Source organism: Maricaulis sp. (assembly GCF_017643475.1).
GTDB lineage: Bacteria > Pseudomonadota > Alphaproteobacteria > Caulobacterales > Maricaulaceae > Maricaulis.
Genome location: NZ_JAEPNI010000002.1, coordinates 1 through 14,502, shown reverse-complemented (window position 1 = coordinate 14,502; position 14,502 = coordinate 1). Strand labels below are relative to the sequence as shown.

At 60.5% G+C, this 14,502-nt stretch carries 15 protein-coding genes and 3 tRNA genes; 12 read left to right on the top strand and 6 right to left on the bottom strand.

Annotated features, from left to right (window positions below; all coding sequences use genetic code 11):
* Positions 1-136 precede the first annotated feature (136 nt).
* Positions 137-212: transfer RNA gene (locus JJ889_RS07265), tRNA-Thr, on the bottom strand.
* 115 nt (positions 213-327) lie between these two features.
* Entirely contained in the window at positions 328-762 is a 435-nt protein-coding gene (locus JJ889_RS07260) for a DUF1761 domain-containing protein (RefSeq protein ID WP_291893235.1), read from the bottom strand.
* 118 nt (positions 763-880) lie between these two features.
* Here JJ889_RS07260 and metG point away from each other — a divergent pair, with 118 nt between their 5' ends.
* Both metG and JJ889_RS07250 read left to right on the top strand, forming a co-directional pair.
* On the top strand, positions 881-2,590 hold the full coding sequence (gene metG, locus JJ889_RS07255) for a methionine--tRNA ligase (RefSeq protein WP_366940081.1): 1,710 nt from the start codon (positions 881-883) through the stop codon (positions 2,588-2,590).
* A gap of 75 nt (positions 2,591-2,665) precedes the next feature.
* Positions 2,666-3,088, top strand: coding sequence for a hypothetical protein (locus tag JJ889_RS07250; RefSeq protein WP_291893229.1), 423 nt, complete (start codon positions 2,666-2,668; stop codon positions 3,086-3,088).
* Between the two features lie 48 nt (positions 3,089-3,136).
* Here JJ889_RS07250 and JJ889_RS07245 read toward each other — a convergent pair whose 3' ends face one another.
* A complete protein-coding gene (locus JJ889_RS07245) occupies positions 3,137-4,105 on the bottom strand; it encodes a beta/gamma crystallin-related protein (RefSeq protein ID WP_291893225.1) in 969 nt (322 codons plus the stop codon).
* Positions 4,106-4,264: 159 nt separating this feature from the next.
* On the opposite strand from JJ889_RS07245, the gene JJ889_RS07240 reads away from it, so the two are divergent.
* The gene (locus JJ889_RS07240) at positions 4,265-5,188 is read left to right on the top strand and encodes a peptidylprolyl isomerase (protein ID WP_291893220.1); all 924 of its coding nucleotides are present in this window, start codon (positions 4,265-4,267) and stop codon (positions 5,186-5,188) included.
* Here the strand turns inward: JJ889_RS07240 and JJ889_RS07235 are convergent.
* Positions 5,185-5,910 carry an ABC transporter permease gene (locus tag JJ889_RS07235; protein ID WP_291893216.1) on the bottom strand — a complete coding sequence of 242 codons (726 nt, stop codon included), beginning with the start codon at positions 5,908-5,910 and terminating at the stop codon, positions 5,185-5,187. The genes JJ889_RS07240 and JJ889_RS07235 overlap by 4 nt on opposite strands.
* The gene (locus JJ889_RS07230) at positions 5,907-6,851 is read right to left on the bottom strand and encodes an ATP-binding cassette domain-containing protein (protein ID WP_291893214.1); all 945 of its coding nucleotides are present in this window, start codon (positions 6,849-6,851) and stop codon (positions 5,907-5,909) included. The genes JJ889_RS07235 and JJ889_RS07230 overlap by 4 nt, the downstream gene beginning before the upstream one ends.
* Before the next feature lie 158 nt (positions 6,852-7,009).
* Between JJ889_RS07230 and JJ889_RS07225 the strand changes: the two genes are divergently transcribed.
* From JJ889_RS07225 to JJ889_RS07205, 5 genes are all read left to right on the top strand, one after another.
* Positions 7,010-8,437 carry an amidohydrolase gene (locus tag JJ889_RS07225; RefSeq protein ID WP_291893212.1) on the top strand — a complete coding sequence of 476 codons (1,428 nt, stop codon included), beginning with the start codon at positions 7,010-7,012 and terminating at the stop codon, positions 8,435-8,437.
* The gene (locus JJ889_RS07220; protein ID WP_291893211.1) at positions 8,427-8,822 is read left to right on the top strand and encodes a RidA family protein; all 396 of its coding nucleotides are present in this window, start codon (positions 8,427-8,429) and stop codon (positions 8,820-8,822) included. The genes JJ889_RS07225 and JJ889_RS07220 overlap by 11 nt, the downstream gene beginning before the upstream one ends.
* Before the next feature lie 2 nt (positions 8,823-8,824).
* Positions 8,825-9,436, top strand: coding sequence for a glutathione S-transferase family protein (locus JJ889_RS07215; RefSeq protein WP_291893208.1), 612 nt, complete (start codon positions 8,825-8,827; stop codon positions 9,434-9,436).
* 20 nt (positions 9,437-9,456) lie between these two features.
* A complete protein-coding gene (locus JJ889_RS07210; protein WP_291893205.1) occupies positions 9,457-10,602 on the top strand; it encodes a DUF819 family protein in 1,146 nt (381 codons plus the stop codon).
* Between the two features lie 182 nt (positions 10,603-10,784).
* Positions 10,785-11,801 carry a DUF2807 domain-containing protein gene (locus JJ889_RS07205; protein ID WP_291893202.1) on the top strand — a complete coding sequence of 339 codons (1,017 nt, stop codon included), beginning with the start codon at positions 10,785-10,787 and terminating at the stop codon, positions 11,799-11,801.
* Here the strand turns inward: JJ889_RS07205 and JJ889_RS07200 are convergent.
* Positions 11,798-12,616 carry an RNA methyltransferase gene (locus JJ889_RS07200; RefSeq protein ID WP_291893197.1) on the bottom strand — a complete coding sequence of 273 codons (819 nt, stop codon included), beginning with the start codon at positions 12,614-12,616 and terminating at the stop codon, positions 11,798-11,800. The genes JJ889_RS07205 and JJ889_RS07200 overlap by 4 nt on opposite strands.
* 128 nt (positions 12,617-12,744) lie before the next feature.
* On the opposite strand from JJ889_RS07200, the gene JJ889_RS07195 reads away from it, so the two are divergent.
* The 4 genes from JJ889_RS07195 to JJ889_RS07185 form a co-directional block, all read left to right on the top strand.
* Positions 12,745-12,830: transfer RNA gene (locus JJ889_RS07195), tRNA-Tyr, on the top strand.
* Between the two features lie 119 nt (positions 12,831-12,949).
* Complete coding sequence (locus JJ889_RS15905; RefSeq protein WP_366940080.1) at positions 12,950-13,117, top strand: GIY-YIG nuclease family protein; 168 nt, start codon at positions 12,950-12,952, stop codon at positions 13,115-13,117.
* Between the two features lie 806 nt (positions 13,118-13,923).
* Positions 13,924-13,997: transfer RNA gene (locus JJ889_RS07190), tRNA-Gly, on the top strand.
* 166 nt (positions 13,998-14,163) lie between these two features.
* Positions 14,164-14,502 (top strand): GTP-binding protein (locus JJ889_RS07185; RefSeq protein WP_291893194.1); only part of this gene is annotated, 339 nt, incomplete at its 3' end.

The following is a 14,502-nucleotide window of genomic DNA, read 5'->3' as shown; positions in this document are numbered from 1 at the left end:
GCCAAAGCGCATTTCGGGGGTGGGTTTTGGGTCTAACAGATCTGTTCCTATTGCTTCCAATATGCTTCCAAATCCAAAGTCCACGAAAACAACGAATGGCATTCGCTGTATATCTCATTGAAATGTTATAGAAAAATGGTGCCGGCTGAGGGACTCGAACCCCCGACCCTCTGATTACAAATCAGATGCTCTACCAGCTGAGCTAAGCCGGCACTCTGGGTTGCGCTGTTGGGCGCGGAGGGGACTGATAGTCGCCTCCGCGCCTGTGCACAAGCGTTTGCTGCGGTTGGCGCTGTCGTCGCGTCTGCCAGCGCCGGTTTTTGTGGCTCAGTCCTTGACCATCACATTGGCCATCAGCGTGTGGATCGCCGCCATCAGCGGGAAGCCGATGACCTGGTAGCCGGCATCGATGAAGAAGAGATGCATCGGTTCCAGGGCGTAGACCACGTCATAAAGCTGGGTCAGGGCGACAAAGCCGAAACACAGGACCAGCGACATCTTGATCGTGTCGACAAGCTCGGTCGCGCCGATCTTGCGCAGGACAAAGCCGATAAAGCCCGAGGAAATGAGCGCGATCAGAAAACCCAGCCCCATGAGCATGCCCATATTGGCCTCGCCATAGGCTTCCTGTTCGGGGGTGAAATTCTGCATTGCTGTCCACGGATCCAGGAACAGATTCCCGTACCAGAGATAACCCAGCATCCAGAATGCGAGGCCGGCGACCAGGCTCGCGATGATATTGAGTCCGAAAAGGCGTGGCATTAGGTGTTTCCTCCCCATGCGCAGACGGCTAAGAGTGCCGGTCTGTCCTGTCCCTTGTGACGACTCGCGTCACAGGTGAGTAAGCATGAACATATTCGCCCGAGAAGAAGATCCGCAAATGGCCCGTATCCTGATCACCAGCGCCCTGCCGTACATCAACGGTGTGAAACACCTTGGCAATCTGGCCGGATCGATGTTGCCGGCGGATGTCTATGCGCGTTTCCAGCGCCTGTCCGGGCATGATGTTCTCTATATCTGCGCCACCGATGAACACGGTACGCCGGCCGAGCTGGCCGCGGCGGCCGAGGACAAGGATGTGCGCACCTATTGTGACGAGCAACACGATATCCAGCGCCAGGCCGGTGCGGGTTACGGGCTGAGTTATGACTATTTCGGCCGCACGTCGAACACACCGAATATCGAGCTGACCCAGCATTTTGCCGCCGTGCTGGAAGACAAAGGCCTGATCGAGGAGCGCGTCGAGCACCAGGTCTTCTCGATCGATGATGACCGTTTCCTGCCCGATCGTTATGTCGAGGGCACGTGCCCGCATTGCGGATTTGAACGTGCGCGCGGCGACCAGTGTGACAATTGCGGACGCCTGCTCGAGCCGACGGATCTCAAGGAGCCGTATTCCAAGATTTCCGGTTCCAAGAATCTCGAAGTGCGCGAGACAGCGCACCTGCACCTGTTGCAGACCAAGATGGAAGACAAGATCCGCGCCTGGGTTGATGCCTCCGATGGCTGGCCGTCCCTGGCCAAGTCGATCGCCTATAAATGGCTGGATGAAGGCCTGCGCGACCGGTCCATCACCCGCGATCTGAAATGGGGTGTGCCGGTGGCCAAGGACGGGACGCCGCGCGAGGGTTTCGAGAGCAAGGTCTTTTACGTCTGGTTCGACGCCCCGATCGGCTATGTCGGCGCGACGCGGGAATGGGCCGATGCAACCGGCAATGACTGGGAAAGCTGGTGGCGCACCGACAAGGGCGCCGAGGACGTCACCTATGTCCAGTTCATGGGCAAGGATAATGTCGCCTTCCACACGGTGTCCTTCCCGGCCACGATCCTGGGGTCCGAAGAGCCGTGGAAAACGGTGGACAAGCTCAAGGCGTTCAACTGGCTGACCTGGTATGGCGGCAAGTTCTCGACCTCGGAAAAGCGCGGTGTCTTCATGGACCAGGCGCTGGACCTCTTGCCGGGCGATTACTGGCGCTGGTATCTGACGGCGAACGCGCCGGAAGGTTCTGACAGTGCGTTTACCTGGGAACATTTCCAGAGCCTGATCAATACCGACCTGGCCAATGTGCTGGGCAATTACGTCAACCGCATCCTGCGCTTCAACAAGTCGCGCTTTGACGGTGTGGTGCCGGAAGGCGGCGAATGGGGCGCGGACGAAGACTGGCTGGCTTCAGAGCTGGAGGCGCGTCTCAAGGACGCTGCCACCCATTTCGAGGCGATGGAATTCCGCAAGGCTGCGGGCGAGGTCCGGGCGATCTGGGCGCTGGGCAATGAATACCTGACCCGTGCCGAGCCGTGGACCAAGTTCAAGGCGGATCCGAGCGCAGCGGCGATCGGCGTGCGTACGGCGCTGAACTACATGACGGTGATGGCGAAAATCGCCCAGCCTATCATCCCCGACGCGGCGAAGACGATTCTCGACGCGCTGGGCGTGGCAGACGACGAGCGGACCTGGCCCGCGTGCGATGTGCGCGAGATGCTGACCGCGCTGCCGCTGGGCCAGGCTGTCGAGCCTCCGGAAGTCCTGTTCAAGAAGATCGAGGACACCGATGTCGAGGCCTGGTCGGAACGCTTTGGCGGTGCAGAATAGCTGACATCGAAGCCTTCCATGCGCCCTCCGCTTTTTGTATGAATATTTTTATTCATTCAGCGGTAAGGGCAGCAGATGGCAATCGGGCTTGAAATCGATGAATCCAGATCCTTGATGATCTGGACCTATTTCCCCGGCCGGCAGACGGCTGAGGAATTCAGAGATCATTTCGCTGCCTTGATCGAGATCGGCGAGGTTGCGCGCGCCTGCCGCTATTTGATGATCGTCTACAGCCGAGGGGTGGATGTCTCCGACATGGATGCCGAAGCGATGGACAGGATGCAGGCCCGGCTTGTCCGGGACCGTGCCGCCCTGTTCGGAGAAGACGGTATTGAGCAGACTGTATTTGTCTGCCCGGATCCGCTGAACAAGCTGGCCATAGAGCACTTTATCCACCGGTCTGATGAGCGGCCGCTGGGCGAATACAGTATCTTTGCAACTCGTCAGGAGGCCGAGACCTGGCTGTTTGTGGACGAGCGGTCTGCACAGAATGGGTAAGTGAAAAGGGAGACCCCGCGGGGCCGCCCTTGCGGAACGAAGCTCGCCTTACCAGCGACTGTATCCGTCCACCCGTCTTAGAGAGGAAATCCGGTTCTGGAAGCCGTAACGCGCCAGGTCGGAAATGCTTTCGCTGTCGACAATTTCACAGCGACCGCGATAGCGCGCATGTTCGCAGATTTCCCAGGTTTCACCACGCGCGACCACGATGCTGTCCGCGAGGTCATTGAAGCCGAGGTCGTTGATATTGGGGACGTCGTTGACCGTTTCGAATCGGCGGCCAACGAATTCTCTACCATCATACAGCCAGACACCTTCACGAGGGCGCGTGCCGCGGCGATTGGAATTGCTGTCTGGACGCGCCGAGGAGATCACACCGGCCATGCCGCCTTGTAGATAGGCAATATCATCATTGACCTGCATGCAGGCGCCTTCGAAATGGGCATGCTGGCAAACGACCCAACCACCACGGCCTTCGACGCGGATCGAGCGTGCACGGTCATTGAAACGGTAATTGTGCAGATTGTCGGCGGTGCTGCCGAGCGTAATCGACTGACCGGTAAAATTGGGGCCGGAATACAGCGTGATCTCGGAGCGGCCGCGCCGGCGATCCCGGCGACGGTCGCCGCGGTCATCCCAGCGATCATCGCGCCGGTCATCCCAGCCAGAATCACGATCGCGAGGCCTGCCTCTGTGCCCGCGCCCGGCGCTGATCAGGCGCGCCGATGAAATACGGTTATCCAGGCCATAGATGCTGGCCTGGTCCGCGCTGGCGACAAAACAATCGCCGCGATAACGCGCGTGTTTGCAGAATTCCCAGGTGCCGGAAATGATTCGGATGGAGCTGGCGCGGTCGTTGTAACCGAGATCATTTAAATTGGGCGCATCGCTGGACAGGCGAAGGCTGCGACCTTGATAATTCTGGCCGTCATACAGCACGACTTCCTGTGCCAAGGCTGGAGTGGACTGGGCTGCCACCAGGGCAAGACCGCCGACCAAGAAACGCACGAGACTCATCTCAATTCCCTCTCTGAAGTTCGAGACACACCATCTAACACCCAGGCTGAACGCTGTCAGACCCTTGCCTTCATCCTGCGTTCAGCTTGTCCTCTGGTCGAGGGGATTGCGTCGGTTGCCGCGCTGGATAGAGTCGGAGGGCAAGCGGGGGACGAGATCATGCGCTTTTTATTGGCCTCACTGGCCCTGGGTGTCGCGGCTTGCCAGGCGCCGGATGAACCGGAATGTGGAGCAGGCTGCAGTGATGCGCCTGCGATGGATGGCGGCGTGATTGGCGGACTGGATTTCACGGATATCCCTGATTGGCGTGCGGTTGACCCGGAGGATGTCCTGGTGATCGAGACCCGCACGGGTGTGGTCTATGTGGAGCTGGCTGACCAGTTTGCACCCAATCACGCTGCGCGCATGCGCCAGGCGGCGCGGGACGGATTTTACGATGGTCGCGAATTCTATCGCGTCATTGATGGCTTTGTCGTTCAGGGCGGCCGGGGCGAGGAGGAAAATTCCGAAGTCCTGCCGCAATACCCGGCGCTTGCCGCAGAGCTAGCTGTGGCGGCTGACAGCGTAACCTTCACCGCGATGCAGGATCGCGACCTCTATGCGCCGGAAGTCGGGCATGTGGATGGGTTCGCGGTTGGCCGTGACGGTGATCAGACCTGGATGCTGCATTGCCTGGGCACGATGGCCATGGCCCGCGACAATGATGCCGACAGCGCAGATGTGGAATTCTTCATCGTGATCGGACACGCCCCGCGTTATCTCGATCGCAATACGACCGTGTTTGGCCGTGTGCTGGAGGGGATGGATCACATCCAGGCCATCCGCCGTGGTGATGCGGCAGTAAACTCCGGCGTGATTGCTGACCCTGCCGGGCGGGACCCCATAGTGTCGATGCGCGTCGCAGCGGACCTTCCGGTGGACGAACAGCCTCGTTTCGAGGTCATGGATACGCGCGGCGAAGCGTTTTTCAATGCCAAGGCCGCCTCCCGGAATCGCACCCACGAATGGTTCATTAACACCCCGCCGCCGGTCATCGAGGCCTGTCGGATGCCGGCACCGGTTCGGCGTGCGAGCGGGGACTAGCCCCAGTCGCGGCGCGCCAGCCAGATAATGCCGATCAGGTAGATCACAACACCGCCGGTCAGGCCGTAGGTCATGGCCAGGTTGGCGCTTTCCGGCTCACTGGCAAGGATGTTCACCGGCATCAGCCAGGGGAAGTAGAGCCCCCATTTCGAGCTGGTTGCCGCGACGGCCACAAACGTGCCGCCGATACCGACCGAGACAGCGACCGCGAAACTTCGAAAACGGGTCGCGATTAGCCATTGCAGGGCCGTTACGAAAAGCGCCGCGACATACATGCGGCTGTAGAGTGAGACGGCCTGGCTCCAGTTGATGTCATCTGTCATGGCGCCGTGTTCCGAGAAGGGCAGGCCAAGCATGGTGCTCGAGATGCCGGCCAGCATCACCAGCACGCTGACAATGGCGAGAATGAGCTGGGCCCAGATCGCCTTGGCCAGGAAAACCTGCCATTTGGGACGGGGCAGAGCGAGCGTGTGTGACCAGGTATTGGGGGCGTGTTCCAGCTGGGCCTGCAGGGCGGTGAGGCCGATGGCGCTCATTGGCAACAGGAAAAATCCCCAGATGGCTGATCCGCTCATGATCTGGATTTGCCAATTGTCGGGACCGTTGTCGGATATCGTTACCAGGAAGCCGAGCGCGAAGACCATCAGGGCCGGGGTGGCGGCGACCAACAGAACAAGGGAACGGCGCAGTTTCAGCGCTTCCGCGCGCAGGAGCGATATCATTGCACCTCTCCTTTTTTGGCAGGGGTCTCGTCATGCGCCATCTTGAGGAAAATTTCCTCGAGGCCGGATTTGGCCAGGCGCAGTTCGTGGACGGCAATGTCAGCGGCGATGAGCGTGCGGTTGAGTTCGGCGATCGTGTCCAACGTGATGTCCTCGTCACGGGTGAGCACAAGCGTGTCGTCTTCTTTTGCGGTCGAGAAACCGGCATTGCTGGCGATCTGCTCGGCACCGGAGGCGGGATCGGCCTTGAGGCGGATGGTGGTTGGCTGCAATGCAGCCAGCTCGTCAAGGGAACCCGAGAAGAGTGTCGAACCGGCTCGCATCAGCGAGACGTGGGTTGCGGTTTGCTCGACTTCTGACAGCAAGTGACTGGACATGAAGACGGTGGTGTTCTCGCGCTCCGGCAGCGCCTTGATCAGGCTGCGCATGTCGCGAATGCCGGCCGGGTCGAGGCCGTTGGAGGGTTCATCCAGGACAAGCAGGCGTGGGCGGCCCAGAAGGGCGCGGGCGATACCTACACGCTGGCGCATGCCGAGCGAGTACTGGCCGACACGGCGCTCCGCAGCATGGCTCATCTCGGTGACGTCCAGAACGCGATCAATCTCGGCCTTTTCGTGACCGAGCACACGGGCGGTCAAGGCGAGGTTTTCGCGACCGGTCAGATTGGGGAAGAGGGCGGGCGTTTCCACTACCGCACCGACACTGGCGAGGGCCTTGGTGCGTTTCCTGCGCAGATCGTGACCGGCGATTCGAACCTCGCCGCCATTCGCCTGGATCAGGCCCAGCATGCAGCGGATCGCGGTGGTTTTGCCCGCACCGTTCGGGCCAAGGAAAGCGTAGATACTGCCTTCTGGCACATTCAGCGTGACGTCACGTAGCGCTTGCACCGCGCCAAAGCGCCGTGAAAGTCCCTTTATTTCAAGGGGGAGGGGAGAAGACATGTGAGCACCTGTACTAGGTGGCCAATGCTGCCAGCCTGGGCAAGCGCGGCAAGGGGATTGTGCGCCATCTGCGTCCCCCCTTTGCGGTTTTGATTGACCCGCTTGGCCGGAACGGTCGAATATCGCGCGATCAAGGGAAGGGAAATCGAGGGATCACCATGAAGCTGCGCCTGCTGAGTGCTGTCGCCGTCCTAGCGCTGGCCGCCTGTTCGCCTGCGGATAACGCCGCGCAAACCGAGGAAGCCGCCGTGTCGGGTGACGTCCCGATGGATGGTCTGGCTGAAACCGTCAGCGCACCGGGCGATGACGCCCTGCGCGAGGCGATCCGCGCCGATTACACCACCCATATCGGTCCGCTCTACGAGCATTTCCACGCCAATCCGGAACTCTCCTTCATGGAGATCGAGACGGCGGCGCGCATGGCCGAGGAAATGCGGGCGCTGGGGTTCGAGGTCACTGAAGGTGTCGGCCGCACCGGCGTCGTCGGTGTATTGCGCAATGGCGAGGGGGCAACCGTAACCCTGCGGGCGGATATGGACGCGCTGCCGATGCAGGAGAACACGGATGTATCCTATGCCTCGACCGTGGTCGGCCAGGACCGGATCGGCAATGAATTCCCGGTCATGCACGCCTGTGCCCATGACACACACATGGCAGCGCTGATCGGCGCCGCGCGCCAGTTGTCCGAACGCACGGATGAATGGTCCGGCACGCTGGTCCTGATTGCCCAGCCGGCAGAGGAGCTGGGGCTGGGCGCCGTGGCGATGCTGGATGACGGGCTCTACGAGCGGTTCCCGCTGCCGGACTACAATCTGTCCTTCCACACATTTGCCTCCACGGCCGTCGGCGACATCACCTATCACCCGGGTTATGCGATGGCGAATGTCGACTCGGTCGACATCTATGTGCAGGGGCGCGGCGGTCATGGGGCCTATCCACACACCACGAAAGACCCGATCTATCTCGCCTCGCAGATTGTTGTGGCGCTGCAGGGACTGGTGTCCCGCGAGCTCAACCCGCTGGAACCGGGCGTGGTCACGGTGGGCGCCTTCCATGCCGGAACCAAGCACAACATTATCGGTCCGGAGGCGCATCTGCAGCTGACCGTGCGCTCCTATTCCGATGATGTGCGCGCGCAATTGCTGGAAGGCATCCAGCGCATCGCCGCCTCGCAGGCGGCCTCCTACGGGCTCGAGCCGGACGAGTATCCGCGCGTCGAGATCGAGGAGACCTATACGCCGTCCCTGTTCAATGACCCGGTGCTGGCGGCGCGGGCTGTTTCGGTAATGCGGTCGCGATTTGGCAGCGACCATGTGCGCGAGGTTCCGCCGATCATGGGCGGTGAGGATTATTCCCAGTACCACCGCACCGAACACGAGGTTCCTACCTTCATGTTCTGGGTCGGCGGCACGACGCAGGCCCGGCTGGAGGATTACGATGCGCGCGGCATGTCCCGCCCGTCCAATCACACACCGGAATTTGCCCCGGATGATCCGATGACGACGATCACCCAGGCGACCGAGGCGATGACGGCGGTGACGCTGGACCTGCTCGCTCCGGTCGATGGAGCCGCGGGTGGAAACTAGACGCGCTTTCTCCGGCGCCCGCTGGGAAAAGGATGTCGGGTATTGCCGCGCCATCCGTCGTGGCGATCATGTCTGGGTGACCGGGACTGTTTCGGTCGATGCGGAAGGCAATCCGCATGCTATCGGTGATCCGGGCGGACAGGCCGAACGCTGTTTCGACATCATCGAAGCGGCACTGGAACAGGTGGGGGCGAAATTCACCGACATCATGCGCACCCGCATGTTCGTGACCGATATCTCCATGTCCGATGCCTTTGGCGCCGTGCATGGCCGCCGTTTCCGGGACAATGAACCTGCCACGACAATGGTCGAGGTCTCTCGCTTTATCGGGCCGGAATATCTCATCGAGATCGAGGCCGACGCCTTTGTGGCCGGGGAGGGCTGAGGATGAGCGAGTACAAGCTGTATTACTGCCCGCAAACGCGCTGTCGTACGGCACTGTGGATGCTGGAAGAGGTCGGCGCGCCCTACAAGCTGGTGCCGGTCAATGTACGCAACGAGATCGAGAGCGAGGCCTTTGCCGCCGTTTCTCCCATGCGCAAGGTTCCTGCCCTGCAGATCGGTGACGAGCTGATTACGGAGACTGCCGCGATCTGTCTCTACCTGGCCGATGCCCATCCGGATGCGGGCCTGACGCCGGCGATCGGCGAGGCGGGGCGGGCCAGCCTGATGCGCTGGATGTTCTTTGGCTCTGCCGTCATGGAGCCGGCCAGTTTTGACAAGGCCACGGGCCGTGACGCGCCCGCCGGTGCGATCGGTTGGGGCAATTGGGAGCGTGTCCTCGAAACCTTGCGTCAGGGGCTTGAGCGCAAGTCTTACCTGGTCAATGACCGTTTCAGCGCAGCCGATATCGCGCTGGGGTCCACAATGAGCTTTCTTATGAATTTCAACATGATGGAGAAGGACCCGCTATTCGTGTCCTATGTCGAGCGCCTGACCGCTCGCCCCGCCTTCATCAAAGCCAGTGAGATCGACGCCAGCCATGCCGAACCGGCATAGCGGCCCAGAGGAGTTGTTTCATGTCTCTCATCCCAGCTGATAACGCTGTTGCCAGCGTTGCTGCCCTGTTTGTCATTGCGGCAGCAGGCTTCCTCATGGAGAAAACGCGGATCGGTGCGCTGCTGACCGGTGCGGTCTGGGCCATCCTGTTCGCGATCCTGGCGTCGAATATCGGGCTGATCCCGCAAAGCTCTGCCGGTTACAGCTTCGTTTTCACCTATTTCGTTCCGATCCTGATCCCGCTCTTCCTGATGAAGGCGGATCTCAAGAAGATCTTCTTCGAGACGACGCGCATGACGCTGGCCTTTCTGCTAGCGGCGGTCGGCACGGTCGCCGGCGCGATCGTGGCCTTCTCTCTGGTCAATATTGGTGAAAACCAGGCGGCAGCCGCCGGTACTTTCACCGCGACCTACATCGGCGGCTCGGTGAACTATGCAGCGTTGGTTGATCTGACGGGCCTGCGCGAGAACAACCCGGCCTTTGTGTCTGCCGCTACCGCCGTGGACAATCTTTATTCCGGTCTCTTCCTGGGCTTTCTGGCGGTTATGCCGGGTATCACCTGGATCGCCAACAAGTTCGTCAAACGTGACCACAGCGAAGGCGATGTCGTCGTGGAGAAAGAAGGCAAGCCGACGGCTGCCACGCTGACCTATTCCATCACTTTCGCGCTGATCGTGGTTGCGCTTGGTGACTGGATTACTGGTTATCTGCGCGAGACTGTCTCTGACAGCTGGGGCAATTGGCGTTACGCGATCATCACTGTCCTCGCCCTGATCCCGGCGACCCTGTTCCCGAAACGCATGGCGAAGATGCATGGCGGTTACGAGCTGGGTATTGCGCTGAGCTTTGTGTTCTTCGCTGCGATTGCTGCGGGCGCGGACCTGCAGGCAGTTATCAGCGAAGCGCCTCTGCTGCTTCTGATCATTGCCATCCTGCTCGCGGTGCATGGCATTGTGACCTTTGGTCTCGGCGCCATTTTCAAGCTCTCCCTGCCGGAGCTGATCACCGCCTCCAACGCTGCCATTCTCGGGGCGACGACGGCCCCGGCGCTGGCTGCGGCAAAAGGTTGGAAGGACCTGGTCACGCCTGGTGTCCTGGTGGGCGTGTTTGGTTATGCACTGGGCACGATTATAGCCACCGCCGTCTACCAGTTCTGGCCCGGCTAAGGCCTGTTGGCCTGGCGGGACGCCCGCCGGGCCAATCTCTCTATGAAGCCGAATTCGCCCGGCGCATTAAGTGACCGTCATGTTGCGGTCAGCATTTTGTGCGTCTCGATGTGATTATTTGCATCCGGAAGAGGCGTTTCGCGCATCTAGGGGACAACAGGGACATTTTCGAGGGAATAATCATGCCGACCAAAACCACGCTCATCGCGACCTCCGCGCTTGTGATTGCCGGTATCGCCGGTCTTGCCAATGCGGCGACGACCAGCTCCGCCACGGCCTTGCAGGACGGCAGCCGTTATGCCGGTGCCGACGCCTTGCGCATCACCAATTTTGCTGGCCGGATCGAGATCCGCACCGGCGGTTCCGACATCTCTGTCGCTGTTACCAATTCCGGTGGTCATGTCGACACGCCGAGTGTCAATCAAAGCGGCGAGACCGTTATCGTCGACGGTGGTCTGAACATGCGCCGCATGCGCTGTAACAGCCGCAATAACCGCTACCAGGTCTGGGAGCAGGGCGAGAGTCGCGAGTCGCTCGATGAATACCCGATGCTGACGATTACCGCGCCGGCCGATCTGGCACTGGAAATCGAGCGCAGCCTGTTTGTCGGTACGGCGGAAGATATGGCGTCCATGGATATCGGCATGTCCAAGTGTGGCCGTTTCGAAGCGGGCAATGTTGCTGGCGACGCGGATATCGGTATTTCCGGTTCCGGTGATGTGCGCCTGCAAAATGTCGGCGGTACGGCGGATATCGGCATTTCAGGTTCCGGCGATGTCTTCATGGGCACTGTCGGCGGCATGATGGATATCGGTATTTCAGGTTCCGGTGATGTCGAAGCCGGCAGTGTTGATGGCGATGTCGAGATCGGTATTTCCGGTTCTGGCGATGTTGAACTGGGTGACGTTCAGTCCCTGAGTATCCGTATTTCCGGCTCCGGCGACATTGTTGCTGACAGCATGAACGGTGCCTTCAATGCCGGGATTTCCGGCTCCGGTGATATCCGCGTACGCGGTGGCCAGGCGCAGCCGTTCGAAGCCCGCATCAACGGTTCCGGCGATATCGATTTTGGCGGCACGGCCACCAATGTCACCGTCAATGAAAACGGTTCTGGCGATGTCGAGATCAACGAGATCGAGGGATCGATCAACTGGCGCCGTCACGGTCGGACCGTGCTGCGCACCGGGAATTCCCGTTAGGCCACGTCGGCTGGCCGGTTCCTGACCGGCCGCCACTTCGCCGCCTCGTAAAGCGTGATCGCAGCGGCGTTGGAGACATTCAGGCTCTCGATTGTGTCGCTCATCGGGATCCGCGCGAGAACATCACAGGCCTCTGCCACTCGTGGGCGGAGGCCTTTGTCTTCCGAGCCCATGACAATCACCAGGCCAGCGCCGTGCCCCTGTCCATCCGGACCGGCCAGCGCCTCGGCAAGGGATTGTTCGCCTTCACCCGCCAGACCGACGACAAAACGACCCTTCTTGCGCATGTCCAGCAGGGTATCGGCGATATTGGTCACGCGGATATGCGGTACACGCTCCGCTGCACCCACCGCGCTTTTACACACCGTGCCAAACAGGGGCGGGGACTTGCGGTCCTGCATGACCATGGCGCGGATGCCGAAAGCGGCGGCGGAGCGCATGATGGCGCCGACATTGTGCGGGTCGGTGACCTGGTCGAGCACGAGGACCGTTCCGTGAGTCGGATCGAGCACGGCATTGATCGGCTCGGGATCGAGCGCTCGGGCCTCGGCCGCGAATCCCTGGTGCACGGCACTGTCGGGCAGCTGGCGATCAATCTCGTCCGGCTTGGCCAGCGTGTGCGGCGTACCTTCCGGCAGATCACGTGCAGCATTGAGTGTCACCCGCAGGTCGAGAATCTCCCGACGCGGATTTTCGATGGCCGCAAGCACGGCGTGACGCCCCCAGATCCAGCCCGATTGGCTTGCGCCAGAAGGCTTGGAGCGTCGTGTGTAATCCGTGCGTTTGCGAGTGTTGCGGTCTGTTGGCTTCGTCACTATAGTCCGCGCTCCTGTTTCAGGGCGGTGTCTTGATTGGGCGGCTCCATAACATGTCGCAGCAATTACTGAGACCCTTTGTTGCAGGTCCGGTGAGACCCGGCTAAGTCGTGTTTCACACACCCTGTGGAGGGGTGGTCGAGTGGTTAAAGGCACCAGACTGTAAATCTGGCCGCGAGAGCGTACGTTGGTTCGAATCCAACCCCCTCCACCATCCTTCGCCCTCTGGGCTCCGGCTGGCGAGCCACACTCAATAGAATGGGCGAAGAGATGCCCGCCGAAGCCGCAAGGTGCAGGCGGGTTGCGTGACAGGTGTCACGGTCCGCTTTCATCATGCGCTGTAAGGTGCCTCCGTGGGAGGCGCGAATGTACTACGTCTATCTTTTGCGTAGCGATGTAATGCCATCTCATCGATATATCGGTTTCACAAACGATGTCGGGCGAAGACTCGCCGAGCACAATGCCGGCAAATCTAAAGCCACGCGTTTTGCAGCGCCGTGACGAGTGGTGATGGTGCTTTGCTTCGAGTCTCGCGACCGCGCGCTCGCGTTCGAGCGATATCTAAAGTCTGGTTCCGGCAGAGCGTTCGCCAATAAGCGCCTGTGGTGAGGTCGCTGTTTTCTTATCTCACGGCAGTTCGCTTTGCTCACGCCTCCGATGGGGCGACGCCTTTGGCGTCGGGTGACGTCTTGTTCTCATCCTTCTCCCTCGGGGGAGAAGTGCCCTTCGCAGCCTTGGCGAAGAAGGGCGATTAGGGGCAAACACCAAAATCTCCACGATCTCGCGATCTGGAGTGAGAGGCATGCGGAAGGCCGGTGAAACCGGATGTATATTCAAAAGCAGGGGTTAAGGGCCTCCCGCACACGGGTCTGCTGTCTGCCATGCCAGAATTGACCCTCAAGGGTCGGCAGACGCTCCCCGCACATCCACGCCCGAAAAGACTGAGCTCTCGCCTCCCACGACATGGACCACCGGAGAGTATGCCCGAGGTTTGAGCGCTGTGGATATCTTCCCCGCTCGCGAGGAAGTGGGCTCGCCGTAGCCTTGGCGAAGGCGAGGTCGAAGGGGGTGCGAACGCTAGTGAGCACTAAACCTCCGGGCTTCGCCCTCCGGTCCCTCCGTCCCTTCGGGACACCTCCCCGAGGGGAGGATAAACGTGAAATGCCGTCACACGGCTTGCGCAGGGACAAAAGCGCTGCGCTAGACCTCGCGCTGCGACCGCCTTCAACACCTGCTTAAACAACTGCAACAGTGCGCACTTACCCCCTCGACGCCCGGAAACGAAGCGGCTAAACAACTCAGATGGCGCGGGTATAGCACAATGGTAGTGCAGCAGCCTTCCAAGCTGAGGATGCCGGTTCGATCCCGACTACCCGCTCCAATCTTTCTTTCAAGCGACTGAGACTTCGGCTGCATTCGGACTTGCCTAGCAGGGCAATCCTTGTGTATCAGGCCGCACCATAACCGGATGCTACGCATCCATGTCATATCCACTCTAGTCGATCGGCCATTCGTCTCCAGATCGGCATCTAATGAGGTAAAGATCGATGGCGAAGGAAAAGTTTGAGCGCACAAAGCCGCACGCGAACATTGGTACGATTGGTCACGTTGACCACGGCAAGACCACGCTGACGGCTGCTATCACGATGGTTCTGGCTGAGGCTTCCGGTGGTGAAGCGAAGGGCTATGACGAGATCGACAGCGCGCCGGAAGAGAAGGCACGTGGTATCACGATTTCCACGGCACACGTTGAGTACGAGACGGAAAACCGTCACTACGCTCACGTTGATTGCCCGGGCCACGCCGACTACGTGAAGAACATGATCACCGGTGCTGCCCAGATGGACGGCGCTATCCTGGTTGTTAACGCTGCTGACGGCCCGATG